The sequence below is a fragment of the Agrobacterium sp. 22-226-1 genome, assembly GCF_053522345.1.
In genome coordinates, this window is sequence record NZ_JBNWCP010000002.1 from 360,384 (window position 1) to 385,619 (window position 25,236).

At 59.9% G+C, this 25,236-nt stretch carries 19 protein-coding genes; 8 read left to right on the forward strand and 11 right to left on the reverse strand.

Going from position 1 to position 25,236, the window contains the following annotated elements; genetic code table 11:
* Positions 1–273: 273 nt before the first annotated feature.
* Positions 274–1,524, forward strand: a complete 1,251-nt coding sequence (aztD, locus tag ACQZ5K_RS04630) for a zinc metallochaperone AztD (protein ID WP_448739720.1) — start codon at positions 274–276, stop codon at positions 1,522–1,524.
* Between the two features lie 69 nt (positions 1,525–1,593).
* Here aztD and ACQZ5K_RS04635 read toward each other — a convergent pair whose 3' ends face one another.
* Genes ACQZ5K_RS04635 through ACQZ5K_RS04650 form a run of 4 tightly spaced genes read right to left on the reverse strand, consistent with a single transcriptional unit; the run spans position 1,594 to position 6,460 of the window.
* On the reverse strand, positions 1,594–2,592 hold the full coding sequence (locus ACQZ5K_RS04635) for a TRAP transporter substrate-binding protein (protein ID WP_137004672.1): 999 nt from the start codon (positions 2,590–2,592) through the stop codon (positions 1,594–1,596).
* A 16-nt stretch (positions 2,593–2,608) separates the two neighbouring features.
* Entirely contained in the window at positions 2,609–4,441 is a 1,833-nt protein-coding gene (locus ACQZ5K_RS04640) for a TRAP transporter large permease (RefSeq protein WP_448739721.1), read from the reverse strand.
* A 28-nt stretch (positions 4,442–4,469) separates the two neighbouring features.
* Positions 4,470–5,597 (reverse strand): LLM class flavin-dependent oxidoreductase, encoded by a 1,128-nt coding sequence (locus tag ACQZ5K_RS04645; protein WP_065117654.1) that lies wholly within the window; start codon positions 5,595–5,597, stop codon positions 4,470–4,472.
* The gene (locus ACQZ5K_RS04650) at positions 5,594–6,460 is read right to left on the reverse strand and encodes an ABC transporter substrate-binding protein (protein WP_137004674.1); all 867 of its coding nucleotides are present in this window, start codon (positions 6,458–6,460) and stop codon (positions 5,594–5,596) included. Before ACQZ5K_RS04650 ends, ACQZ5K_RS04645 begins: the two co-directional genes overlap by 4 nt.
* Before the next feature lie 211 nt (positions 6,461–6,671).
* On the opposite strand from ACQZ5K_RS04650, the gene ACQZ5K_RS04655 reads away from it, so the two are divergent.
* Complete coding sequence (locus tag ACQZ5K_RS04655) at positions 6,672–7,037, forward strand: ArsR/SmtB family transcription factor (RefSeq protein WP_448739722.1); 366 nt, start codon at positions 6,672–6,674, stop codon at positions 7,035–7,037.
* Position 7,038: 1 nt separating this feature from the next.
* Complete coding sequence (locus ACQZ5K_RS04660) at positions 7,039–7,668, forward strand: glutathione S-transferase family protein (protein ID WP_448739723.1); 630 nt, start codon at positions 7,039–7,041, stop codon at positions 7,666–7,668.
* Between the two features lie 6 nt (positions 7,669–7,674).
* Here ACQZ5K_RS04660 and ACQZ5K_RS04665 read toward each other — a convergent pair whose 3' ends face one another.
* Both ACQZ5K_RS04665 and ACQZ5K_RS04670 read right to left on the reverse strand, forming a co-directional pair.
* A complete protein-coding gene (locus ACQZ5K_RS04665; RefSeq protein WP_448739724.1) occupies positions 7,675–9,510 on the reverse strand; it encodes an ABC transporter ATP-binding protein in 1,836 nt (611 codons plus the stop codon).
* Positions 9,511–9,713: 203 nt separating this feature from the next.
* Positions 9,714–10,910 carry an aminotransferase class V-fold PLP-dependent enzyme gene (locus ACQZ5K_RS04670; protein ID WP_137004677.1) on the reverse strand — a complete coding sequence of 399 codons (1,197 nt, stop codon included), beginning with the start codon at positions 10,908–10,910 and terminating at the stop codon, positions 9,714–9,716.
* Positions 10,911–10,998: 88 nt separating this feature from the next.
* Between ACQZ5K_RS04670 and ACQZ5K_RS04675 the strand changes: the two genes are divergently transcribed.
* Positions 10,999–11,835 carry an IclR family transcriptional regulator gene (locus ACQZ5K_RS04675; protein ID WP_175422124.1) on the forward strand — a complete coding sequence of 279 codons (837 nt, stop codon included), beginning with the start codon at positions 10,999–11,001 and terminating at the stop codon, positions 11,833–11,835.
* Positions 11,836–11,841: 6 nt separating this feature from the next.
* Here the strand turns inward: ACQZ5K_RS04675 and ACQZ5K_RS04680 are convergent, their stop codons facing one another.
* The 5 genes from ACQZ5K_RS04680 to ACQZ5K_RS04700 all read right to left on the reverse strand — a co-directional run bounded on the left by ACQZ5K_RS04680 (position 11,842) and on the right by ACQZ5K_RS04700 (position 17,196).
* The gene (locus tag ACQZ5K_RS04680; protein ID WP_020011822.1) at positions 11,842–12,336 is read right to left on the reverse strand and encodes a RidA family protein; all 495 of its coding nucleotides are present in this window, start codon (positions 12,334–12,336) and stop codon (positions 11,842–11,844) included.
* An 82-nt stretch (positions 12,337–12,418) separates the two neighbouring features.
* Positions 12,419–13,642, reverse strand: a complete 1,224-nt coding sequence (locus tag ACQZ5K_RS04685; RefSeq protein WP_448739725.1) for an amidohydrolase/deacetylase family metallohydrolase — start codon at positions 13,640–13,642, stop codon at positions 12,419–12,421.
* 1 nt (position 13,643) lies between these two features.
* A complete protein-coding gene (locus ACQZ5K_RS04690; RefSeq protein WP_448739726.1) occupies positions 13,644–14,519 on the reverse strand; it encodes an ABC transporter permease in 876 nt (291 codons plus the stop codon).
* Positions 14,519–15,460 carry an ABC transporter permease gene (locus tag ACQZ5K_RS04695; protein ID WP_175422125.1) on the reverse strand — a complete coding sequence of 314 codons (942 nt, stop codon included), beginning with the start codon at positions 15,458–15,460 and terminating at the stop codon, positions 14,519–14,521. Before ACQZ5K_RS04695 ends, ACQZ5K_RS04690 begins: the two co-directional genes overlap by 1 nt.
* Positions 15,461–15,669: 209 nt before the next feature.
* Positions 15,670–17,196 carry an ABC transporter substrate-binding protein gene (locus tag ACQZ5K_RS04700; RefSeq protein WP_448739727.1) on the reverse strand — a complete coding sequence of 509 codons (1,527 nt, stop codon included), beginning with the start codon at positions 17,194–17,196 and terminating at the stop codon, positions 15,670–15,672.
* Between the two features lie 503 nt (positions 17,197–17,699).
* On the opposite strand from ACQZ5K_RS04700, the gene ACQZ5K_RS04705 reads away from it, so the two are divergent.
* The 4 genes from ACQZ5K_RS04705 (at position 17,700) to ACQZ5K_RS04720 (ending at position 25,140) form a co-directional block, all read left to right on the forward strand.
* Positions 17,700–18,824, forward strand: coding sequence for a glycosyltransferase family 4 protein (locus ACQZ5K_RS04705; RefSeq protein WP_448739728.1), 1,125 nt, complete (start codon positions 17,700–17,702; stop codon positions 18,822–18,824).
* Positions 18,825–19,238: 414 nt separating this feature from the next.
* Positions 19,239–20,435: a polysaccharide biosynthesis/export family protein gene (locus ACQZ5K_RS04710; RefSeq protein WP_003519875.1), complete on the forward strand. Its 1,197-nt coding sequence runs from the start codon at positions 19,239–19,241 to the stop codon at positions 20,433–20,435.
* Positions 20,436–20,725: 290 nt separating this feature from the next.
* Positions 20,726–22,003 (forward strand): efflux RND transporter periplasmic adaptor subunit, encoded by a 1,278-nt coding sequence (locus tag ACQZ5K_RS04715; RefSeq protein WP_137004682.1) that lies wholly within the window; start codon positions 20,726–20,728, stop codon positions 22,001–22,003.
* The gene (locus tag ACQZ5K_RS04720; RefSeq protein ID WP_448739729.1) at positions 22,000–25,140 is read left to right on the forward strand and encodes an efflux RND transporter permease subunit; all 3,141 of its coding nucleotides are present in this window, start codon (positions 22,000–22,002) and stop codon (positions 25,138–25,140) included. Before ACQZ5K_RS04715 ends, ACQZ5K_RS04720 begins: the two co-directional genes overlap by 4 nt.
* Positions 25,141–25,236 lie beyond the last annotated feature (96 nt).

Consider the following 25,236-nt stretch of genomic DNA (forward strand, 5'->3'; position numbering starts at 1 on the left):
GATGGAGGCAGGCGCAGCGATGCGCCTGCCTGTTTTACCCGGCTTTACAGCCCTTCGGGAAATACGGCCTGACGCTGAAGCGTCACCCGCCTCCCTCCTCCGCCTCACGACCACCATCCAGATTTTTCCGTACCAAGACGTTTGCATCGGTTGACATCGCCCCCGCGCGTAATGCTAATACGCAATCTCGTAACGTAATAACATTACAAACATCCTTCAGAACCGATACCGGTTCGTATCCGCACGGGGATGATAACGTCTGGAAGGAACACCATGAGATTTTCCCTTCAACAGCACCTTGGCATGAGCGCGCTTGCCACGTGCCTTGCCCTCACCCTTCCGCTCGCCTCTGGCGTGGCGCAGGCGGAAGAAAGCGGCGACATCGTCAAGGAATGGCGTCTCTTCATTGCCGATCACACCCAGCCGGTGGTGCGCGCGATCAATTTCGAAACCGGCAAGGAACTCGGACGCTACGACCTCAAGGGCTATGCGGCGCTGACCGCCAGCGCCTCCGGCAAGACTGTTTTCGCCACACAGTCAGATTCGGATATCGTGCATGTGATCAAGACCGGCATCGTCTTTTCCGACCACGGTGAACACCGCGATCTGGATGTGGAAGAGACGGCGCTGCTGCCCGTTGCCTTCGAAGGCAAACGCCCGTTCCACGTCGTGCCCCACGATGACCATGCCATCCTCTTCTACGACCGTGGCGGTAAGGCTGAGATCATCGATGAGGCTGCCCTGCTGGACGGCAAGGCAAAGGTCCGCACCGTCGATACGACCGCCCCGCATCATGGCGTGGCGGTGACCATGGGTCGTTACGTTCTGGTGTCCGTACCCAACACGCAGATCGAAACCAAACCCGACACACTGCCGCCCCGCATCGGGTTGCGCGTTCTTGACAGGGAAGGCAAGCAGGTTGGTGAACAGGCGACATGCACTGATCTGCACGGCGAGGCCACATCCGCACGGCTTGCGGCCTTTGGCTGCAAGGAAGGCATTCTCGTTGCCCGGCCGGGCGGCACGGATGGCCCGAAGCTCGAAATGCTGGCCTATCCGGAAGATTTCCCGAAAGCCTATACCGGCACGCTGCTCGGCGGCAAATCCATGCAGTTCTTCCTCGGCAATTACGGTGAGGACAAGGTCGTCCTGATCGATCCTGACAGCAAGGACGCCTTCCGTCTGGTGGAACTGCCGACCCGGCGCGTCGATTTCATTCTCGACCCCGCCAATCCGCGCAATGCCTATATTCTGACGGAAGATGGCGACCTGCATGTGCTTGACGTGCTGGAAGGCGCCATCACCCGCAAGGCAAAGGTCACCGAACCCTACAGCAAGGATGGCCATTGGCGCGATCCGCGTCCGCGTCTCGCCGTTGCCGACGGGCAGGTCGCAATTTCCGATCCACGCCATTCGCTGGTGCGCGTGGTGGATGCGCAAAGCCTGAAGGAAACCCGCACGCTTGCGGTGGAAGGCCAGCCTTACTCCATCGTTGCCGTTGGCGGCTCCGGCGCTTCGCACTGATATCGAACAAAAGAAACCCCGTGCGCTCGAAGAACGCACGGGGTTTCCTGATTTTGATGGGCCGTTTTATCAGGCCGACTGCACAGCCTGTATCTTCTCGATGCCGCCAACAATGCCGGAGAAATCCTGCCAGACGCCCTGCGCGCCCTTGCGCCATTCGTCCAGCGCTTCCGGCTGCAGCACCTTGCCGCCCTTCGAAAGCGCAAGCTCGACGGACTTTACTTCGTCCTCGACGATCAGCTGGTTGAAATATTGCGCGCCTTCGCTCGATGCTTCCAGGAGAACCTTCTTCTCTTCGTCATCCAGCTGGTTCCAGAAGGTCGCACCGTAATAGACGACGCCTGAAGCCCAGATGTGGCCGGTTTCCGTCAGATAGGGCACGACCTCGTAAAGCTTGAAGCCGGCATAAGCGGATTTGGTGAGATCCATGGCATCAGCCACGCCGGTTGCCAGCGCATTATAGGTCTCGGTGATCGGAATACCGACCGGGGTGGTGCCGAAGGCGCTCCACAGCTTGGTGTGCAGCGGACTCTGGATCACGCGGATCTTCTTGCCTTCCAGCTGCTCCGGCCGGGTGACCGGCTCCTTGGTCAGAAGATGGCGAGCGCCGTAGTTGATGAAATCGGCGGCGACGAATTGCTGCGCACCGAGCTTCGTTTTCAGGTCGTTGCCCGTCTCGCCCGTCACCACCTTGCGCACATGCTCGGCATCGCGGAACAGGAAGGGCAGATCGAGGATCTGCAATTCCGGCACCCAGCCGGAAAGCGAAGAGACGGTGGAAAGGCTCGCCTGAACCGATCCCAGACGGATGTTTTCCGCCACTTCCTTTTCGCCACCGAGCGCACCGCTCTTGACAATGTTGAAATGGAAACGGCCGGGCAGCTTCGCTTCCACCAGCTCGCTGATCTTCACCCAGATTTTCGTCTCCGGCTTGTCGTCGGCGAAAAGCGACGCGACGGTGAGGTTCCGGGTTCTGGCATGTGCCGTCCGCACGAAAGCGGGTGCAGCAAGCGTTACCGCGCCAATGGCGGAAAGTTTGAGGAGATTGCGACGGTCGATAATAGTCATGATTGAAACCCCAAATTTAGAAGAAAATGGCCCAGGCGCACAAAATGGCGAGGGAAACGAGAAGCGAGACGAGATAGGGAACGACGGCCCGGAACAGTGCTGTCGCCGGAATGCGGGTGACGCCGCTGACCACGAAGATCAGCATGCCGAGCGGTGGTGTCAGGCCATGGATCATCAGATTGACCACGAGAATGACGCCGAAATGGATGGGATCGATACCGGCTGCCACGGCAGCGGGCAGCAGGATCGGCCCGAACAGCAGGATGGCAGCACCAATATCCAGTACCAGACCGACCGCGAGCAGGATGAGGTTGGAGAGCAGGAGCACCGCAATCTTGCTGCCACCCAGAAGCGTCACAAAATCGGTGACGAGGCCGGAGACATTGTCCACCGCCAGCAGGAAGGCGAAAGGCCCCGCCGTGCCAATCAGAAGACCGATGGCCGCCGCCTCACCCGCCGACTGGCGGAAGGTCGCAAAAATGCGGCCCGCGCCCAGCCGGTAACCGAAACCGAGAAACAGCGTGTAGAGAGCGGCAAGGGCCGCAGCTTCAGTGGTGGTGACAACGCCGATGCGGATACCGACCACCACGATGACGCCAAGCCCGAAGGCAGGTATCGCGGCCACGGCCGAACGCCAGCGTTCACTGCCTGTCGCCCGCGGCAGGGTATCGACGCTGCGCACGCTGAGATGGATCGCCACCGCAAGGCAGATTGCCATAAGCCCACCCGCGAAGAAGCCGCCAACCAGCAACGAGCCGACCGACAGGTTGGTGGCCGTTGCGAGGATGAGAAAGGCGATGGAAGGCGGAATGACATTGTCCAGCACCGAGGTAGCGGCAATGATCGCGCCCGCCTGCGCCGGCGGATAGCCGTGCTTCACCAGTTCCGGCTGGAAGGTGGAAGCCCCGAAGGCGGCATTGGCGACCGAGGAGCCGGATGCGCCGGAAAACAGCACGCTGGTCAGAAGCGTCGTCTGCGCCAGCCCTGCCCGCCGGTGGCCGACCATGGAGGCGGCAAAACGAACCAGCTGGTTGGCGACGCCCGATTCCGTCAGCAGGCTTCCGGCCAGCAGGAAGAAGGGAATGGCAAGCAGCAGGAATTTCGACATGCCCGTCACCGTCGAGGACACGATGGCCGGTTCCGGCAAGGTGCTGCCGAAGGCGATCGCCACATAGGCGGCGGCAAGGAAGGCATGGGCAAGCGGTGCGGCCAGAACCAGCCCCACGGCCGCCGTCAGCGCCAGAAACAGGCTCGGCGGCAGGTTCGTATCGATAAACAGTTCCGGCAGGCCGACATAAGAAACGACCGCGATGGCGACGGAGAGCAGAACGGCAAGCGCCTTGCCTTCACCGACCCGTTGCAGCGCCAGATAGACAAAGATCAGCGCGCCGCCTGCACCGAGAAAACCGAAGCGCACCCATTCCGGCAGACCAAGCGTTGGCGATGTGCCACCCAGCATGGCCGCAATCTCCACCCCACCGAAGGCGAGGATGAGAGCTGCGACGAAGGAAAACGCATCGGCCAGAACTTCGGTTGCGGCATGAAAGCGTTCGGGCAGGAAGCGCACGAACACATCCAGCCGCATGGCCAGAGCGCTCTTGAGGCTGAGCGGCGCGCCGACCGCAATCATCGCCACATTGAGCCAGATGCCCAGATCTTCCGCGCCGATGAAACCGGTATGGAACAGATATCGCAGGGTGACATTGACCAGCACCACCACAAGAAGCGTCGCAAGGATGGCGGCGGCAACCGCACCCAGCGCCTTGTCCAGAACGGCAAGCGCCCGTTCGGCCACGCGTTGTGGACCGAAGCGCCGTTGCGCGATTGTTGTTGCCGGACTTGCCGTCATGTTGTTCTTCTCCACTCCCGCACCATGCTCAGGAGGCCTTGGCCGAGAGGTCGCGGTCGAACAGGGTCGACCAGGTGAATTGTTTTGCCGCTGACACTTCCCGCGATACATCGAGGCGTGGCAGAACCTTTTCGCCGAAGCGGAAGGCTTCCTCCAGCAATGGCATGCCCGAGAGGATAAAGGTGTTCACGCCCGCCTTCTTATAGGCCTCCAGCGTGCGGATGACAGTATCCGGCGAACCGACAATCGCGGTTCCCGGGCCCGGACGGACAAGCCCGATGCCGGCCCAGAGATTGGGGGCGATTTCCAGATCGCGCAGGTTTTCCGGTTTCTGCCCGCCATGCATCGCCGTCATGCGCTGCTGGCCGACGGAATCGGTCTTGCCGACAAAACGCTGGTTGGCGGCAATCGCGCGCTCATCCATGCGCCCGTAAAGGTCGGCGGCGGCGGCCCAGGCCTCTTCATCGGTATCACGCACGATGACATAGAGCCGAATGCCATATTCCAGTTCGCGGCCAAGCTGTTCCGCCCGCGCCTTGACGAGGTCGACCTTCGCGCCGATCTGATCGGGCGTTTCACCCCAGGAGAGGTAGGTCTCGACATGTTTGGCCGCAACGTCGATGGCCTTGTCCGAAGAACCGCCGAACCACAGGGGCGGCGGCTCGATGCCCTGCCCCACCGGCAGTGCGAGTTTCGCGCCCTCGGTCTGGAAATGCCGCCCCTTGAAATCCACCGTCTCGCCGGCGAAAAGCCGGTGCCAGATCTGCAGATATTCATCCGCCATATCGTACCGCTCGTCATGCGGCATGGTCATGCCGTAAGCGCCGAGCATTTTCGCATCGCCAGAGACGACATTGATCAGCAGGCGGCCGCGCGAAAACTCCTGAAGCGTCGCCGCCATCTTGGCAAGCAGCGTCGGCGCGATCAGGCCCGGATGGATGGCGACCAGCAGTTTCAGCCGCTCGGTATGGGACAGCAGTGCGCCCGCCAGAACCCAGACATCATGCGCGCCAGTGGCAAACAGCGCGCCGGTATAACCCAGCTGATCGTAAGCCAGCGCCAGCTGCCTGTAGTAACCGAGATCAACCTTGCGGGAGCCTTCCGGCTGCCAGGGATAGGCACCGTCGGGCGCGCACATGTACCAGAAAACATTCATCTGTCGCCTCCGACGCTGGCTGATTGCGGGGCCGGGCTTTGCCCGGTCTGAACCGGTAAAGAGAAATGGCCGTGCCTGTAAAGCGTATCGGCCTCCTCCTGCTGTTCGGCAAGGATATTTTCAGCGGCGGGCACCACGGAAAGATCGCGTGAGCGCAGCACCTTCGCCCAGGATGCCGCATCACCCTCGCTGCCCGGTTCGGCGGCGAGCAGCGCCGCCGCCTTGTCGATATCCGCCATGACGGCGCGGCCGACGCGGTCCAGTTCAGCCGCAATCGCCTGTCTTGTCTCCTGCGCTATATTGTGACGCGCTAGCGTCCAGAACAGCGATCGGTTGGGAATGGTTGAACCGCAGCGGACCAGAAGGCTGATCTCCTCATGGGTCAGGGCCTTTTCCAGCCGTGGCGACATCGTTACCCAGGCATCGACACGGCCTTCCACGAGGTCGAGCAGGCTGTCGCTGTTACCGCTTTCAATCCGCGTCACATCGACAAGACCAAGGCCCGCCCCTTCCAGGCTGCGGGCCAGAAGATAGGTGTGAAACGATCCGTCAATCAGCGATATGCGTTTTCCCGCAAGATCCGCTGCGGAACGGATCGGGCTGTCGCGCCGCACGAGGATCGCGCCATTGGCGGGCCTCGGTGCGGACGCGGCGATATAGACCGCTGAAAGTCCGCGTGCATCCGCCTCGATGGGCGGCGTCGAACCCGTACCGCCGAAATGGATGTCGCCCTTTTCCAGAAGCGCTGCCGTATCGCGGCCTTCACGATAGGCCACGAATTCCGGATCGAATTCTTCAAAAGCGCCAGGCCAGAGCCGGGCGAGCCGTAAATGCAGATTGTTGGGATGAACCCCGATTTTCATGTCGACACCTCATTTCGCAATCAATCTACTTTTTTATAGAATGTCTTCGAGGAACGTTTTGGCGATCCTTGGCCGGAAAGCGAAAGAGAAATCTACTAATCCTGTAGATTTTAAAAATTCTGCAGCCGACTAAAAACGACCTGCATCAAGCCATTGAAATTTATCAGCATACAATTTACTTTTTTATAGTCTGAAACAGGGACCAGTAGTTGTGACGAAACCGGTTTCCAATCTCATCTGCCGCAGCGTGGTGGAAGCGAGCGAGCTTCTGAAGCTTGTCGCCAACGCCAACCGTCTGGCCATCGTCTTTTATCTCATGGAAACGGAAGCGTCCGTTTCCGCACTGGAATATGAACTTGGTATCCAGCAGCCAACGCTTTCGCAGCAGCTCGCCGAATTGCGCGACGCCGGTATCATTGAAGGCACACGGGAAGGCAAGGCGGTGATCTATCGTGTCACCGACCCGCGCATTATCCAGCTGGTTCTGACCCTGCGCGGTCTTTACAAGGATCTTTCCGATGTGACGGGCAAGAAAGGCCGTCGCGCCTTGCCGCTGGATGAGGCGATGTTCGACTGACATGATCGACCTTTACACCTGGATCACGCCCAACGGCCTCAAAATCTCGATTGCGCTGGAAGAGTTTGGACTGCCCTATACCAGCCACGCCATCGACATCGAAAAAGGCGAGCAATTTGCCGCCGATTACGTCCGCATCAATCCCGGCTCGAAAATCCCTGCGATCGTCGACCTTGAAAACGGCACCGTCCTGACGGAATCGAACGCGATTCTGATCTATCTTGCCGAAAAGGCAGGCCGGCTTCTGCCCGCCGCCGCGACCGAGCGACTGGTCGTCACCGAATGGCTGATGTGGCAGGCCGCCAATTTCGGCCCGACACTCGGTTATGGCCATTATTTCCTGACCTACCATGCCGGACAGGCCCCCCTTGCCGAGACGCGTTTTGCGACGGATGTGGCGCGGCTTTACCGGACATTGAACGACCGCTTGAGCGAACGGGAGTTCGTGGCCGGCGATTTTTCAATAGCCGATATTGCCATCTGGCCATGGGTCTCACGTTTCGCCCGCCACCGGATCAACCTCGACGACTTTCCAGCCGTGCAGACATGGTATCGCCATCTCGGACAGCGGGAAAGTTTTCGGCGCGGCTACCGTATACCTTTCGCGACATCGGACGTGCCGGGTCTGTAACCAGCTTCAGCAGGCAACGAGGTGGCCGGGCGAAACCTCGCGATATTCACGCCGCTTGACGACATAATCGACGGCGCGGATCGGGCTTTTCAGCTCGTCATTCGCAGCACCTCGCCGTGTGTTGCGGCGATCCGGGTCCGGCACCGGCACGGCCGCCATCAGCTTGCGGGTATAGTCATGCTGCGGATTGTCGAAGACAGCGGCGCGTGGGCCGATTTCGACGATCTCGCCGAGATACATCACCGCCACCCGGTGGCTGACACGCTCCACCACCGCCATGTCATGGGATATGAACAGGAAGGCAAGATCGAGGCTTTGCTGCAGATCCAGCATCAGGTTGATGACCTGCGCCTTGATGGAAACATCGAGCGCCGACACGCTTTCGTCGGCAACGATCACCTTGGGCTGGAGGGCGAGCGCGCGGGCAATGCAGATGCGCTGGCGCTGACCGCCGGAAAATTCATGCGGGTAACGCGAAGCCATGTCCGGTGAGAGGCCGACCTTCGCCAGCATGTCGGCCACCACATCCTTCGCCTCGCGGGCGCTTCCCATGCGGTGCTCCAGAAAAGGTTCGGCAATCGCCGCACCCACCGTCATACGCGGATTGAGCGAGGCGAAGGGGTCCTGAAAGATCATCTGAACCGTCTTGCGCATGTCCCGCATGCCCGTCTTGTCGAGGGCGAGAATGTTTTCGCCGTTGACCACGACCGAACCGGCATCCGGCTCGATCAGCCGCATGATGGCGCGTCCCGTAGTGGACTTGCCGCAGCCGCTTTCGCCCACCAATGACAATGTTTCACCGGCCCTGAGATCGAAGGACACGTTTTCCACCGCGTGCACGCGGCCACTGAGCCGTCCCAGAAGACCGGAGTGAATGTCGAAACGCTTGGTCAGTCCCTCCACCTTGAGCACGGGCTGTGCAGCGGCGTCGACGGTATCGGCCGGACGCGCCGGCTCCTGCGTTTCCCCCGTGGTGGTGTTGACGATGGAAAAACGGAGCGGCCTTTCCTCGCCCTTCATCGATCCCAGAACCGGAACGGCGGACAAAAGTGCGCGCGTATAGGGATGTCTGCCGCGATGGAAAATATCGGCCGTCGCGCCGACTTCCACCTGCTCGCCGCGATACATGACGACCGTGCGGTCGGCGATTTCGGCCACCACGCCCATGTCATGGGTGATGAACAGGACGGAGGTGCCTTCCTCTTCCTGAAGCGTCTTGATGAGGTCGAGAATCTGGCCCTGGATGGTCACATCAAGCGCCGTCGTCGGCTCGTCGGCGATCAGGAGCTTCGGCCGGGAAGCGAGCGCCATGGCGATCATCACGCGCTGGCGCATGCCGCCGGAAAAGCGGTGCGGATATTCATCGAAACGTGAAGCGGCCGAGGGGATGCGGACCTTTTCCAGCAGGCGGATCGTTTCGGCTCGTGCATCAGCTTTCGACATCGGCTGATGACACAACAGGGCTTCGGAAATCTGGTCGCCGATGGTGAAGAGCGGATTGAGGCTGGTCATCGGCTCCTGAAAGATCATCGCCACCTCATTGCCCCGCACCCGCCGCATGGCGTCTTCGGAAAGCGAGAGCAGGTTGCGACCTCCGAGCAGGATTTCACCCTGCATCCTGCTGCTTTCGCGGTCCAGCAGCCGCATGATGGAAAGCGATGTCACGCTTTTGCCCGACCCGCTTTCACCGACGATCGCAACCGTCTCGCCCGGCCCGACATCGAAGGAAATATCACGCACCACGGGTTTCCAGCCGCCATCCACGTGAAAGGACGTGGTGAGATTGCGGACGGAAAGCACGGCATCTTCGGCACTAAGCGGTGCTGCCTGCGGCATGGTCATGATCGTTCCCTTTTCTTTATTCTGGTTGCAATGCTTGGGCCGGCAGTTGCCGCGAGTTTCTTCTCCCCAAGGGGGAGAAGGTGGCCCGAAGGGTCGGATGAGGGGGCTAAGTTTGAGATAGACCGCACCCTTGCCCCCTCATCCCGCTGCCGCGGACTTCTCCCCTCGGGGAGAAGAAAAACTGCCGTACCCGCTCGTTCCACTCAGTCCGGCCAGCGCAGCATGCCGTCGAAGCGGTGGCGGCTGCGGTCTTCGAACGGTGTGGCGATCACCTCGTTGGAGGCGCGCGCCTTATCCAGTTCTTCCGCCAGACGGGAAGCCACGATGGTCTCCTGGCCGGGATGCAGGTTGCAGGGGTCAAGATAGAAATAGCGGTGCTCCACCTCGTGGTCGCGGACAATGATCGGCGGGCTGCCTTTGGCGAGCGCCGTCGTCAGGTCCCATGCCGTGATATGGGCTTCTTCGGCATCGATGATGACGCGCAGCCGGTCGAGCGGGTTATTGGTCGGATCGGGCTCGATCAGCGCCGTCACGCCGGGGCGCCCGTCCAGCGTCTTTTTCCAGAGGTTGAGATAGCCGGTTTCGCGCTCGCGAATGCCGTCATGGTCACGTTTTTCCCAAGCTTCCAGCGCCGCCATGACACCATAGATGCTTTCCTTGCCAACCTTCATGCCGCGGCCGATGCCCATATTCTGGAGGAAGGCATTGCGCACCAGTTCCTTACTTCCCGCGACGATGCCGGAAGTCGGGCCGCCGAGGAACTTGTGGCCGGAATAGAGGACAACATCCGCGCCCGTCGCCAGAAACAGCTTCAGATCATATTCGGACGCCGCATCGACGATAACAGGCACGCCCTTGGCGTGGGCAATCTCGACGAATTCGGAAAGATGCAGCAGGCCGTAATCGACCGCATGGTGCGAGACGACATAGACCGCCGCCGCCGTCTTTTCGGTGATGGCGTTTTCCATGTGGAAACGATGGGTCGATGTCGCCTGCCCGATCAGCACCACCTTGCCGCCGCCGAGGCGGATTGCCTGATCCACCGGCGCGCCATAGCTCACCACATGACCCATCTGCACCAGCACTTCGTTCTTCTCAGGCGCGACATCGGGCAGCTTTTCGATGGCCAGCAGATTATTGCCGGTAATGGCGCCCGCCACCGCAAGGCTGATGCCGGAGGAGCAGGACGCCGTGACGAAACCGGCCTCGCCGCCCGTCAGCCTTGCAATGATCGCGCTTGCCTTGCGTTGCAGATCATTGATCTCGACGAATTGCGGCAGGATGGCCGCCATGGCCTGAACAGCCTCGGGAACGACAATCGACGCGCCAAGCGAGGTCATGGTGCCCGAGACGTTGATGACCGGGCGAAGGCCGATCCTGCTTCTGATATCCTCGGTCATGTCTTTCTCCTGTCTTTGCGATGCGATAGGCATCGACATATATGCCATAATAATGTAATAGCTTCTCAAAACCCATGAGGAGCCAAAATTGGACGCCCATAGACTGGACGAAATGCCTTCAACCGCCGTGTCTCCCACGGAGGAAAATCCGGACGCGAAGGCGGCCAAGCGCTCGCGCGTCAGCGGTATCGACCGCGCGCTTCAGGTTATTGATTATCTTTACGAAACCGGATCGCCAGCCGGCGCGTACGCGATTGCCAAGGCCATCAAGGCGCCGCTTTCCACCGTCTATGTGATCATCGACGATCTCGTCGAAAAGAACATGCTGGCGCGCAATGCCGATGGCAATATCTGGCTCGGCGCGCGGCTTTACCATTATGGCCTTGCCTATGCCCGCTCGCTGGATTTCATGGGTGTCGCCACCCACGAAATGCACGATCTGTGCCGCCATGCGGGCGAGACCGTGCAGCTTTGCGGCCGCGATGGGGACCATATGCTGGTCTTGGCCATGGCCGATGGTCCGAGCCATTTTCAGGTCGCATCCCGCGTCGGTACCCGCGTTCCCTTGAACTGGACGGCGTCCGGCCGCCTGCTCGTCGGTCATCTGCCGGAGGTAGAGCGTCTCGAACTTTTCCGACGCTGCGCCCGCTCCTCGCCCACCGGCCGTGCGGAAATCAATCCCGAGACCCTGTCGCAATCGGCGGCAGCCGCTTTCCATGACCGACTGTCGATACAGGTCGCCGAATCCGATTACGCCGTCGCCTGCATCGCCTCGCCGATCTGCGACAACAGGGGCGAATGCGTTGCGACGATTTCCATCGTGCTGCCGGAACAGAAGGTGCTGGCGGACGAAAACCATTACACCGAACAGGTCAGGGTTTCGGCGGAACGGATCGAAAAGCTGATGGGCTGGCGCAACCATTAAACGGCCTCACCCTTTGAGCGCGACGATTGCTTCAATCTCAACGGTGATGTTGCCCGGGAGCGAGCCGAAACCCACGGCGGAACGGGCGTGTTGCCCCGCATCGCCGAACACATCGATGAAGAGATCGGAGCAGCCATTGATAACGCTCGGGTGATCGCGGAAATCGCTGACGGCATTGACCATGCCAAGCAGCTTCACCACCTTCTTCACCCGCGACAGATCGCCCAGCGCCTCGTGCATGACGGCAAGCAGGTTGATGCCGGTGAGACGCGCATGGTTATAGGCCTCTTCCAGCCCGATTTCCGCGCCCACCTTGCCGGCATAGAGGTGGCCATTTTCTTCCCGCGGCCCTTGGCCCGAAAGATAAAGCATGTTGCCTTCCACCACATGGGTGACGAAATTGGCAATTGGCGGCGGCGGCGGCGGCAGGGAGATGCCGAGCGCAGCGAGCCGGTCATAGGGCGAAAGGTGCCCTTCTGCATCAAGCGAAGACTGTTTCACGCGAATTCCTCATACTGCCGGGACATCTATCCCGTAATGTCTGCGGAAGGCGGAGGGCATGCCCCCGCCATTCCAGTCGGGTTCAGCGCCAGGAATAACCATGGCTGTGACGCACCAGCTTGCGCGCCCTTGGAATGTAACGGCTGGCGGCAATCGCTTCCGCCCCGATGACCGCGTAACGCGGCTCGAACAGGCGCGTCAGACGCGCCACATCGCCATTGGAATCGGTCGCTTCCAGATCGGAATCCACGAGATCGAAAATGGTGAAATCGGCGCGCTGGCCGACATCGAGACGGTTTTCCATATCGAGGCGGATGACGGAGGCCGGATTGCGGGTGACGGCCTCGACGACATTTTCGAAGGGCATATCGACCGACAGCAGCTTCGACATGGTGGTCGCCAGATCCCACACCGGGAAATTCATCGAATGGCCATGCAAATCCGTGGAAATCGAGAAGGGCAATAGGCCGCGCGCAATCGCCGCTTCCGCCACCTTGAAGGAGAAGGAGGCGCCACCATGGCCGATATCCAGCCGGATGCCTTCACCGGCGCAGCGTTCGGCAAGGTTGAACAGGTCCTCGTCTTCCATGATGCTGGAGCCCGACTTGCCGTTGAAGCAATGGGTCACGACATCACCGGGGCCGAGGATTTCCAGCACCTCGTCATAGAGTGCCGGCGGTTCGCCCACATGCACCATCATCGGCACTTTCAGGATCTTGGCGATCTTCTTGCCGAGCTTGACCGGCGTCACACCCCAGGAACCGGTGATGACATGGCTCGCCCGCACCTTCAGGCCGACAATATGCTCGCTGTTTTCGGCGTAACATTCGAGGATACGATCAAGGTCGATATCCTTGATGTCGCGCAGTTCCGGCACGCGGTTGCAGGCCACCAATCCGATGGAGCCGAGATTGAGGAAGGCCTTGATGCGCTCCCTCGAAGGCTCGATGATATATTCCCGGAAACCGTGGAAATTCGCCTCGCCCGCCGAACCGGCATCCACCAGCGTCGTGACGCCGCGTTCCGCCCCGCATTCGGAGGGGCGGATGGAGATATCGGTGCCGCCGTGCCAGATATGCACGTGCAAATCCACCCAGCCGGGCGAGATGAAGGCGCCCTTGGCATCGATACGATGTGCATCCGCAGGCGCCTGCAGGGCAGAGCCTACCGCGGCGATCTTGCCGTCGCCGCCGATCAGAATATCGGTCGAGGCCTGGGACGCCCCCTTTCCGAAACCGACAGGTTTGACATTGGTGAGAAGAATAGGAGCTTGAAGAGGCGCTTTCGCCTGTTCGCCGGACGACATATTACAAATCCCTTCGCAGTCTTGGGTCGAGCATGTCCCGCAGCCCGTCGCCGACCATTTGCAGCGACAGCACGGAAAGAATGATGGCAAAGCCGGGGAAATAGGTCATCCAGTCAGCCTGACCGATATATTGGCGGCCAGCGGAGATCATGGTTCCCCAGGTAGGTATCTCGGGGCTGACACCAAGCCCCAGAAACGAAAGGCCGGCCTCGGCCAGCATGGCGCTGGCAAAAAGGAAGGTGCATTGCACGAGGATGGGCGAGACCAGATTGCGTAGCACATGCCGCGTCATGATGTGGAAGGTGGAAATACCAAGCGCCCTTGCCGCCTCCACATAGGGCAACTCACGGATGACTAGCGTCGAGGCGCGCACGATGCGGGCGAGGCGCGGCGAATAAACGACCGCGAGCGCGATGATGACAGTCGTCAGCGACGGGCCGAGTGCCGCCACCAGAGCAATCGCCAGCAGAATATCCGGAAATGCCATCATCGCATCGATCAGGCGCGCAATCGGCGTATCCAGCTTCTGGAAGAAGCCGGCAAGCAGGCCGAGTGTGATGCCGATCAGCGCCGAAAGCGCCACCACGGCGGCCCCGACCAGAAGCGACAGCCTTCCGGCATAGATGGTGCGCGAAAACACGTCGCGGCCGAACTCATCGGTGCCGAACCAGTAAATTTCACTCGGCGGCTTCAGACGGTTCACAATCGACAGTTTCGACGGCGAATAAGGCGCTATCATCGGCGCGAAGACGGCAAGCAGGACGAAGATGAGCAGCACGATAAGACCGGCAGCGACCGTCTTGCGCTTCAAGAGCCGCCGAATGAACAGGATGCTCGGGTTGCGCGCCGGCGGGGTGGTGGAAACGATATCGGCCATCAGTAACGAACCCTCGGATCAACGAGCAGATAGAGCATGTCGATTGCAAAATTGATGAGCACGTAAAGCCCGGCGATGATGAGAAGCGCGCCCTGAATGACCGGATAATCCCGCCGCAGCACAGCTGAGACGACAAGATTGCCGACACCCGGCAGGCCGAAGACCGTTTCCGTCACCACAGCACCGGAAATCAGCACGGCGGCGGTGAGACCAAGTACGGTGAGGATGGGGATGAGCGCATTCTTCAGCGCATGTTTCATCACCACCCGGCGCTCCTTTACGCCTTTGGCTCTGGCGGTTCGGACATAATCGTCGCCGAGAACATCCAGCATCGAGGCGCGTGTGAAGCGCAGGATAAGGGCGGAGGAGACAAGGCCGAGCGCAATCGCCGGCAAGGTCAGGTGATACATGCGCTCAAGGAAGCTCGCGCCCGGCCCTCCGTAACCCGACACCGGAAACATATCGAGCCGCACGGCAAAGACCTGCATGAGAATGAGGCCGAGCCAGAAGCTTGGAATGCTCGCCGCAAGCATTGCAATGGTGGTCGCGGCCTGATCCACGAAGGAACCGCGCCGGTAAGCGGCGTAGATGCCGATGGGCAGCGCGATGACGCTGGCAATCAGCAGCGAAAAGATCGTCAGGAAGAAAGTCGGCTCCGCCCGGTCCAGCAGTGCCGATCCAACCGGCATGTTGAGGAAGATCGACTGGCCGAGATCGCCCTTCAGCAACTGGCCGATATAATAGAGATATTGCACGCCAAGCGACTGATCGAGACCAAGCCGGCTGCGCAGCTCCGCAATGTCTTGCGCCGAGGCATCCGGCCCCAGCATCACGGCGGCCGGGTCTCCGGGAGTGACGCGCAGGATGACGAAGACGATGGTGACGACGAGGAACATCACCACGATCATTCCTGCAAGTCTTTGGAAAATATACCGTATCACGTATCAAGGCTCCGAAGCGTGTGATAGGCCGCGACCAGGCGACGGTTGAGTTGGCTTACGTAAATGCCGACCGCATTTTTCCGTCATGCCGGACTTGATCCGGCATTCAGCCACCACGCGTCCGCGTGGTGAGAGAGTCTCTTGCGATCAAGGACTTGACCGCGCTGGACCCCGGCTCAAGGCCGGGGTGACGGCGAGCGGTGCCGGCCTTATTTCGTAACCGAAGCGTTCCAGAAATACGGCCATGGTGCCGGGTCGACGCCATCAAGCTTGTTGGACCTGGCCGCCACGGCATTGAAGTCGCCGATCTTGATGAGCGGCAGCTCGGCATAGATCGTCTTCTGCACATTGGCCCAGAGCGCGATACGCTTGTCCGGATCGGCTTCCGAGGTGAAGGCGTCAACCGCCACCTTGCGGGCCGGCGTATCCCACCAGCCCGGCGAGCCGGTGGAGAGCGCGCCGATCAGCGCCGGCTCCGGCAGGAAGGGGCTGTGGGTGATGTAGATATCCCAGAGCTTGGGGTCGGCGCGGCGCTGCGTCAGCGTCGCCCAGTCCACCACCTGCATATCCACCTTGAAACCGGCAAGCTTCAGATATTCCGCCGCGACCTGCGCCATCTTGTAGTGGAACTCATACTGGCGGCTGGTGAGGATGCGCAGCGGCTCGCCGTTGTAACCGGCCGCCTTCAGCTTTTCGGCGGCGGCTTCCGGATTGCCGAGATTATAATTGCCCTCGACGCCCTCTTCCGAATGCCAGGAGAAATTATCGGGATAATAGGCGCCATCGAGCGCATAGAAATCCGTGCTGCCGAAAGCGGCCGCCAGCATGTCTTCCATGTTCAGCGCTTCGGTCACCGCCTTGCGGACCTCCAGCTTGGATGAAAGCCCCTCCTTCGTGTTGAACACGAAGACCGGATAACCGAAAGGCTTCAGCATCAAAGGCTGCGAGGCAGACGACGACTTCACCTTGTCGAAGGATTCCACCGGAATGGAATCGACATAATCATACTGGCCGGAAACGGCGGCTTCGACGCGGGTATTCGGATCGGGCACCGGAACGAAGCGGATTTCATCGAGATATTGATGGCGTGCGCCGCCATAACCGTCGCTTTCGCCATCACGGGACTTGTAGCCATCGAAACGGACGAGCTGGATATATTGGTCGGCCTTGCGTTCCTTCAGCATATAGGGGCCCGTGCCGATGAATTCGGCCATCGGCTCCGCCTGCTTTTCGGCCGGCAGGATGATGGCGGCGGAATTGTTGAAGGCGAGCAGCGAGGCGAGCGGCGCATAGGGCTGCTTGAGGGCGATCGTTACCGTTCCGGCATCCGGCGCGGAGATATTGTCGATAAAGCCAGCTGCCTGCTTGCCGCGCGAGGCGATCTTCATCCAGCGGCCGAGCGAGGCGACGACATCTTCAGACGTCATGTCGCTGCCGTCATGGAACTTGATGCCCTGTCTGAGCTTGATCGTATAGGTTTTGCCGTCCGCACTGATCTCGGGCAGGCTTTCCGCCAGAAGCGGCGTCACCTTCCAGCCCTTGTCGAAAGTATAGAGCGTTTCGAAAATATGCTGCGTAACGATGCCGACGAGATCGGCGGTAGACGCCATGGGATCGAGCGTCGGCGGCTCGCCGATCGTGGCGACATTGATGACGCCGCCCTTCTCCGCAGCCATCATTACACCAGGCGCCAACATCAAAGCGGCGGTGGCGAGAAATGCAAGTTTACGTCTCATGGTCAAGCTCCCAGCTTTCATGTGTTCCATTATTATGTTATATGCATCTTTATAACAGAATATATCGATAAGACGCCTTGTCAATGACTATGCGGCACGATGATGGGTTTCCATGATCGGGGAAACGCAAGACAGGTCTTTGCGAAAGAAGGCGGCATCGTTTAAAGCAATGAAAAAACGGGAGTTTCGCCAAAAAAGTGGTGTGCCGTGATATCCATCTTTTCCGGCTGGGAGAGAGGGAATGACGACCGGCGCTTGACCGTAAAGGAAGAAAGGGAATTAAGAAGGTTGGATATTTCGCATTTGCGAACAAAGTGCTATTAAAGAGCGGACTAACGCTAGGCCACAACAGACATACCCGCACATTCTTATTAATCGTTACGTTATTTGACGCCGCCAGCCGTGTTTTCAAGGGCTGCAGACAGACCTGATATTCTACACCGCCAAACTTTATTCCACGGCGGAACATTAATTTTTATTACGTTGAAATTATTGAGGAAATTATGAAGACGGCAATCGTGCATGACTGGCTCACCGACAGAGGCGGGGCCGAAAAAGTGCTTCACAACCTTCTTGAGATTTATCCTCACGCGGATCTGTACTGCCTTGTCGATTTCATGAGCGAGCGCGACCGGGGTTTTCTCGGCGGCCGTCCCGTCAACACCTCCTTCATCCAGAAGCTGCCTTTCGCCCGGAAAAAATACCGCTCCTATCTGCCGCTAATGCCGCTCGCCATCGAACAGTTCGATCTGAGCGGCTACGACCTCGTTATTTCCTCGAGCTATGCGGTCGCCAAGGGCGTCATCACCGGCCCGGGCCAGTTTCACGTCTCCTATATCCATAGCCCCATCCGCTACGCCTGGGACCTCCAGCACCAGTATCTTAAGGAAACCAGACTGACGCGCGGCTTCACCTCATGGATCGCACGCGCCATTCTTCACTATATCCGCATGTGGGACATCCGCACCGCCAACGGCGTCGACCTGATGACGGTCAACTCCAAATTCATCCGTAACCGCGTGCGCAAGTGTTATGGCCGCGATTCCACCGTGATCTATCCGCCAGTGGACACCTCCCATCTTTCCCCGTCCGAGCTTAAGGGTGACTATTTCGTCACGGCGTCGCGGCTGGTGCCCTACAAGAAGGTGCACCTGATCGTGGAGGCCTTTGCAAAGATGCCCGACAAACGACTGGTCGTCATCGGCGACGGGCCGGACATGAAACGCATCCGCGAAATCGCCACGCCGAATGTCGAAATCCTCGGTTTCGTCGGCAATGACGAGCTTCACAAATACATGGCCGAGGCCAAGGCCTTCGTCTTTGCGGCAGAAGACGATTTCGGCATCGTGCCGGTCGAATCCCAGGCGCTTGGCACACCGGTCATCGCCTATGGCAAGGGCGGCGTGCTGGAGACCGTTGTTCCGCTCGGCGCCTCCAACCATCCGACCGGCCTTTATTTCGGTGAGCAGACACCGGAGGCGATCTGCGCCGCCGTGCAGGAATTCGTCGACAACTCCGACCGCTTCGACAAGAACGCCTGCATCAACAATGCCGCTCGCTTCTCACGCGAGCGTTTCGTGCGGGAATTTGCGGATACCGTGAATTTCGCACTGGCTGAGCGGGCATAACGGGCACATAAAAACATTTACAAAACAATTGATTAGTCTTCGCGTCAGTTAACGATAAAAGAAACCGCGCAAGCGTGACAAAACTGCACTAGCGCAATGCAGCAATCAAAGAGATTATGGCATCCAACTGAATATTGAAGCGCAACAATACTGACACCATCAGGGGATTCAAACATCGTGCCTCGCCCGGAATTTTTCGGCGCAGTTGAGCGATGATGAACTTGAAGCATCGTCTGAAATTGGGCATATGCCTGATAGGGGACGTAAACATCCCGGGATGCGATTCCGCTGAACGGATGTAATGCCGGTTTGGATTTCCTTTACCGGTGTAATTTATGAAGTGCTTATTTTTAAAAACTTATACGATGTCCGGATTATTTCTGCTTTTCGGACGGCATTCATTTCGAGGACCAAATGCGTTTATTGAATGTTTCGATTCTGCTTGCCTCTGCAGCACTGGCGGGTTGCACGGTCACTGCGGCCTCCGGCCCCGATGCAGCCTCGATCGAATCTAACGCTTCCGTGAAATTCGCCTCCAAGGACAAGCAGAAAACCGCCGGTGTCGACTACGCGCTGCTCGACATCAACAGTTCCGTCCTCAATTACGTCGGCGACACCACAACCACGACCCTACTCGGCAGTTTCGGCGGCGGCAAGGGCGGCGTTCCGGCGCTGCCGATGGGCGTCGGCGACGTGGTGCAGGTCGCGATCTTTGAAAGCCAGGCCGGCGGCCTGTTCATTCCGAACGACGCGGGCAGCCGTCCCGGCAACTTCATCAGCCTGCCGAACCAGACCGTGGACCGGGAAGGCAATATCAGCGTTCCCTATGCGGGCAAGATTCGCGCCACCGGCCGCAACGTCGAGGATGTGCAGAGCGAAATCGAGGAACGGCTCGCCAACCGCGCCATCGAACCGCAGGTTCTCATCACCAAGATTTCCAGCCGCTCCGCACAGGCCTCCGTGCTGGGCGATGTCAAGGAGCCGACGAAGGTTCAGCTTTCGGAAGCAGGCGATCGGGTTCTCGACGTCATCTCCTATGCAAAGGGCCTCAGCGCCCCGAATATCGAGTCCTATGTCACGCTGATCCGCCGCGGCAAGACCGCCCGCGTCAACTATAACCACCTCGTCAGCACGCCGTCCGAAAACATCTATGTGGTTCCGGGCGACACGATCATGGTGGAGCGTGAACGCCGCACCTACCTTGCTTTCGGCGCTTCGGGCCTCAACGGGCGTTTCGAGTTCGAGGATGCCGATCTCAAGCTTTCGGATGCACTCGGCAAAGCGGGTGGACTGCTCGATTCCCGTGCCGACCCGGCTCAGGTCTATGTCTATCGTATCGTCAAGCGCGATCTTCTCGTGAAGCTCGGCATCAATACGTCGAAGTTCCCCGGACAGGACGTTCCGGTCATTTTCCGCGCCAATCTGCGCGATCCGTCGACCTTCTTCGCCGCCACGAAGTTCCCGATGCAGGATCGCGACATCATCTATGTCACCAACTCGCAGGCCACCGAACTTTACAAGTTCCTGGATCTCGTCGGCTCCGTACCGGCAACGACGGGCAATGTCGCCGAGGACGTGCTTGCGACCCGCAACGCCATCCGGGCCTTCTAATCGGAAGCTTTTCGCCGTTCATCCCAAAGCCGCCCCGGAAACGAGGCGGCTTTTTCCTTGGCCGGAACCAGCGGCGAAACGGGAACATGGTCAAGCATTGCCTGGGGCATAAACCGAAACCGTCTGCCTCCTGAAAGGCAAGGGATATAGTGACGGTCATTGTCGCCGCCATTACAAAAGTTTAAGGTGATTTCGCAGCGCATTGGGTGTCTTGTGGGGGAAAGCTGCTCCCAAGGCTTACCGCACATGTTCGGGAAACATGTATCGCTCTCATTACGCGGAATCGTCAGATGAAACGTTTCTGGACCGCCCTCAGCGTTCTTGCCATCGCAGCCGCCGGTGCCTGGTATTTCAAGGATCGCCTGCCGCTCGATCAAGTCCCCTATCTCAAGCAATTTGCCAGCATATCTCCCAGGGCCGACGCCGAAACGGCGGCGCAGTCCTCCCAAGGCGGTCAACCAGCCCGGCAGCAGGGACAAAGACAGGGCGGAGGGCGGCGCAATGGCGGGCCACCCACCGTCAGCACCATCGCCGTCGGCAAGGCGACGCTGCCGATGGATGCAACGGCGACGGGCTGGGCGGTTGCGGCCGACATCACCAATATCGCGCCGCTTCAGGCCGGCCTCGTCATGGAAATCGAGGCGAAGGACGGTCAGCATATCAAGGCGGGCGACCTTATCCTCAAGATGGATGACCGCATCGCCCGCGCCGCTGTCGACAAGGACAAGGCCAATATCGCCGCCGATCAGGCAACGCGGGAGCAGACGGAGGCCGCCTTCCAGCGCGCCGCCAACCTCGTCAAGCAGAGCGCGGAATCCCAGCAGGTGCTGGATCAGGCAAGGGCGGCGCGGGATAGCGCCAGCGCCAAGATCGATGCCGACAAGGCAACGCTTGCCTCCGACCAGGTGACGCTTGAGCACATGGAAATCCGTGCCCCCTTCGATGGGCGGCTCGGCGATATCAGCGTCAGTCCCGGCGCCTATCTCAGCGCCGGCGTCAATATCGTGACGATCACCAAATACGATCCGATTTCGGTCAGTTTCCGGCTTTCACAGCGCTATCTGCCGCAATTGCGCGAAGGCGTGGCGAAGGATACCGCAGTCGATGTCGACCCCGCGGCGACGGGGGGCGAACCGATGAGCGGCGTGCTGCGGTTCTACGACAATACGGTGGACCAGACCTCCGGCACGGTGCTGGCCAAGGCGGAATTCAAGAACGATCGTGGTCTTTTATGGCCCGGCCAGTCCGTCAATGTCACCGCGCACTTCGTTTCGGACGATGAAATGATCGTCGTGCCGACGGTCGCCGTGCGGCCGGGGCCGAAGGGCAATTTCGTCTATACCGTTGATAGCGAGCATCATGCCCATATGACGCCGGTGGAAGTCGCCCGCTCGAATGGCGATCTTACCGCCATCGCAGGCGGCCTGAATGGTGGCGAGCACGTGATTATCGAGGGTCAATCCGAACTTGCCGACGGCCAGTTCGTGGTCGAGCAATTTTCCGACAAGGGCGGCGCGGCCGGCAATCTGGCCGCCAATATTCCGCAGGAAAAGGTTGGCGACCAATGATCCCGAATTTCTGCATCAACCGGCCTGTCGCCACCACGCTTCTCGCCATCGGCCTGGTGCTGGCCGGGCTTGCCGGCTTCCGCCTGCTGCCCGTCGCCGCCCTGCCGAAGGTGGATTTCCCGACGATCAACGTTTCCTCGTCGCTTTCCGGCGCTTCGCCGCAAACCATGGCCACATCGGTCACCACACCGCTGGTCAAGCAGTTCGAGACCATTCCCGGCGTCAGCGAAATCAGCGCCACCAATACGCTCGGCAACAGCTCGATTGTGCTGCAGTTCGATCTCAACCGCGATATCGATGCAGCGGCGGCCGATGTGCAGGCCGCGATTTCGCGCGCGCAGCGGCAATTGCCAAGCAACATGACGACAACGCCAAGCTATCGCAAGACCAACCCGGCCGATGCGCCGGTGCTGCTGCTGGCCGTCAACAGCAAGGAAATGCCGACCAGCAAGGTCGATGAAATCGCAGAGAACATCATTTCTCCGCTTCTTTCCACCATATCGGGCGTCGCGCAGGTGAGCATCTATGGCGCGCAGACCTATGCCGTTCGTATCGGCCTCGATCCGGCCCAGCTTCAGGCAAGAGGGCTCGGCGTCGACACCGTCACCACGGCCATCGCCCAAGCGAATAATCAGGTGCCCGTCGGGGCTTTGCAGAACGACAATCAGCGCCTGACGATCGAGGCCGATACCCAGCGCACCAATGCGGCCGCCTTCCGCTCGCTGGTCGTCTCGACGAATAATGGCGCGCCGATCCATCTCGGCGATATCGCCAATGTCACCGACAGCATCGACAACACCAATGCCGGCAGCTGGTTCGACGGTGAACAGGCCATCGTTCTCGCCGTGCAGCGCCAGCCGGACGCCAATACGGTCGACGTGGTGGACGCCATCAAGGCCAAGCTGCCGGCGCTTCACCAGCAATTGCCGCCTTCGGTCAACATCAACGTCATGAATGACGCCTCGACCGCCATCAAGGACGCGATTTCGGACGTTCAGTTCACGCTGTTTCTCACCATCGGGCTGGTGGTTGCGGTCATCTATCTCTTCACCGGACACCTGACGGCGACCGTCATTCCGGGCCTTGCCGTGCCTCTGTCTCTCGTCACCGCCTTCGGCATGATGTATGTTCTGGGCTACAGCATCGACAATATCTCGCTGCTCGGCCTCACACTTTCGGTGGGGCTGGTGGTGGACGACGCCATCGTCATGCTGGAAAACATTCTGCGCCTGCATGAAAAAGGCCTGCCCATGCGCGAAGCGGCCCTTCAGGGCGCGGCGGAAGTCAGCGGCACCATCCTGTCCATGTCCATCTCGCTGGTTGCCGTCTTCATTCCCATCCTGTTGATGGGCGGCGTCATCGGCAGGCTCTTCAACGAGTTCGGCATGGTTGTCACACTCGCGATCATGGCCTCGGCACTGGTCTCGTTGACGGTGACGCCGATGCTCGCTTCGCGTCTCTCCGGCCACTCCTCCAGACCGCCGGCGATCATCCGCTGGTTCGATGCGGGTTTCGAGCGCACGCTTCGTGGTTATGGCCGCGCCGTCGGCTGGTGCCTTTCCCATCGCCGCATCGTTTTGGCATCGTTTCTCGCCTCGGTCGCGGCGTCGCTCTATCTCTTCGAAACCCTGCCCTCCAGCTTTTTTCCCCAAGAAGATATTGGCCGTCTTTCGGTCTCCACACAGGCGCGTGAGGATATTTCCTATACGGCGATGCGCGATCTCCAGGCTCAGGTCGCCGATCAGATCCGCAAGAATCCGGCCGTGGTGCATGTCACCTCCATTGTCGGCGGCAATTCACGCAATCCGCTGAACAACGGCTCGATGTTCGTTGAGCTGAAACCCAAGGAAGAGCGGGCGCCGCTGAGCCAGGTGCTGGCGGAACTGGGGCAGGCCACATCGAAAGTGGCGGGCATCCGCACCTATATCAATCCGCAGCAGAGCCTGCGTTTCGGCGGGCGCAGCTCCGCCAGCCAATACCAGCTCGTCGTTCAGGGCCTGAATGCCGACACGACCAATGAATGGTCGAACAAGCTGATGGAGGCGATGCGCCGCGACCACACCTTCACCTCCGTCACCTCAGATGCCCAGAACGGCGCGATCGCCGCGACGATTTCCGTCGATCCGGAAAAAGCCGCCGCCTTCGGCATCACCAATGACCAGTTGCGCAAGACGCTGGAAATGTCCTTTGGCGGTTATACGGCGGCACAGATCCAGTCCACCGGCGACAGCTACGACGTGATTGTGGAATTCGACGGCTCGAAACCGTGGAATGATGATTTCCTCAGCGATATCAACATTCTTTCGGCGAAATCGGGCGTTCTGGTTCCGCTTTCAAACTTCGCCACGCTCACACGCACACAGGCGCCTGTCACCATCAACCAGACGGGCCAGCTCGTCTCCACCACCATCTCCTTCAACCTGCCTGACGGCGTGGCGCTTTCCGATGCCACAAGCCGGATCGATCAGATCAAGAGCACGATAGGCCTGCCGCAGGATGTATTCACCAGCTATGGCGGCACGGCGGCGATCTTCCAGCAGAGCCAGGGCAATACCGGCATCCTCATTCTGGCGGCGGTGCTGACCATCTATGTGGTTCTCGGCGTGCTTTACGAGAGCTTCATCCACCCGCTGACCATCCTCTCCGGCCTGCCGGCGGCGGCCTTCGGCGCGCTGGTGGCGCTGAAGGTGATGGGCATGGATTTCTCGATCATCGCGCTGATCGGCCTGCTGATGCTGATCGGCATCGTCAAGAAAAACGCGATCATGATGATCGATGTCGCGGTGGAACTGATGCGCGAAAAGGCCGAGCCGCCCGCAACCGCCATTCACGAGGCCTGTCTGCGCCGGTTCCGGCCGATCATGATGACGACCTTCTGTGCGCTGCTTGGGGCGCTTCCCATCGCGCTCGGCTCGGGCGCGAGTTCGGAACTGCGCCAGCCGCTCGGCATCGCCGTGGTCGGCGGCCTCATCGTCTCGCAATTGCTGACGCTGTTCATCACGCCTGTCATCTTCGTGGAAATGGACCGGTTCGGCCATTTCCTCACCGGGCTGTTTTCACGCCGGAAAAAGGCGGAAAAACACGCCGAGCCGCAAAAGCCGGAAGGGACCGGCGAACCGGACTCCGTTGCCGCTTAACGCAGATTTTCGAGGCGCTTCAGCGCCTCGAAACCCGCTGCGGCACTACGGCTGCAATAACAGAGCCTCTGTCAGAGAATATGAAAATCCAGCCAG

Coding starts and splice junctions, on each gene's coding strand:
- aztD (WP_448739720.1), top strand. CDS start 274: ATGAGATTTTCCCTTCAACAGCACCTTGGCATGAGCGCGCTTGCCACG.
- ACQZ5K_RS04635 (WP_137004672.1), bottom strand. CDS start 2,592: ATGACTATTATCGACCGTCGCAATCTCCTCAAACTTTCCGCCATTGGC.
- ACQZ5K_RS04640 (WP_448739721.1), bottom strand. CDS start 4,441: ATGACGGCAAGTCCGGCAACAACAATCGCGCAACGGCGCTTCGGTCCA.
- ACQZ5K_RS04645 (WP_065117654.1), bottom strand. CDS start 5,597: ATGAATGTTTTCTGGTACATGTGCGCGCCCGACGGTGCCTATCCCTGG.
- ACQZ5K_RS04650 (WP_137004674.1), bottom strand. CDS start 6,460: ATGAAAATCGGGGTTCATCCCAACAATCTGCATTTACGGCTCGCCCGG.
- ACQZ5K_RS04660 (WP_448739723.1), top strand. CDS start 7,039: ATGATCGACCTTTACACCTGGATCACGCCCAACGGCCTCAAAATCTCG.
- ACQZ5K_RS04665 (WP_448739724.1), bottom strand. CDS start 9,510: ATGACCATGCCGCAGGCAGCACCGCTTAGTGCCGAAGATGCCGTGCTT.
- ACQZ5K_RS04670 (WP_137004677.1), bottom strand. CDS start 10,910: ATGACCGAGGATATCAGAAGCAGGATCGGCCTTCGCCCGGTCATCAAC.
- ACQZ5K_RS04685 (WP_448739725.1), bottom strand. CDS start 13,642: ATGTCGTCCGGCGAACAGGCGAAAGCGCCTCTTCAAGCTCCTATTCTT.
- ACQZ5K_RS04690 (WP_448739726.1), bottom strand. CDS start 14,519: ATGGCCGATATCGTTTCCACCACCCCGCCGGCGCGCAACCCGAGCATC.
- ACQZ5K_RS04700 (WP_448739727.1), bottom strand. CDS start 17,196: ATGAGACGTAAACTTGCATTTCTCGCCACCGCCGCTTTGATGTTGGCG.
- ACQZ5K_RS04705 (WP_448739728.1), top strand. CDS start 17,700: ATGAAGACGGCAATCGTGCATGACTGGCTCACCGACAGAGGCGGGGCC.
- ACQZ5K_RS04710 (WP_003519875.1), top strand. CDS start 19,239: ATGCGTTTATTGAATGTTTCGATTCTGCTTGCCTCTGCAGCACTGGCG.
- ACQZ5K_RS04715 (WP_137004682.1), top strand. CDS start 20,726: ATGAAACGTTTCTGGACCGCCCTCAGCGTTCTTGCCATCGCAGCCGCC.
- ACQZ5K_RS04720 (WP_448739729.1), top strand. CDS start 22,000: ATGATCCCGAATTTCTGCATCAACCGGCCTGTCGCCACCACGCTTCTC.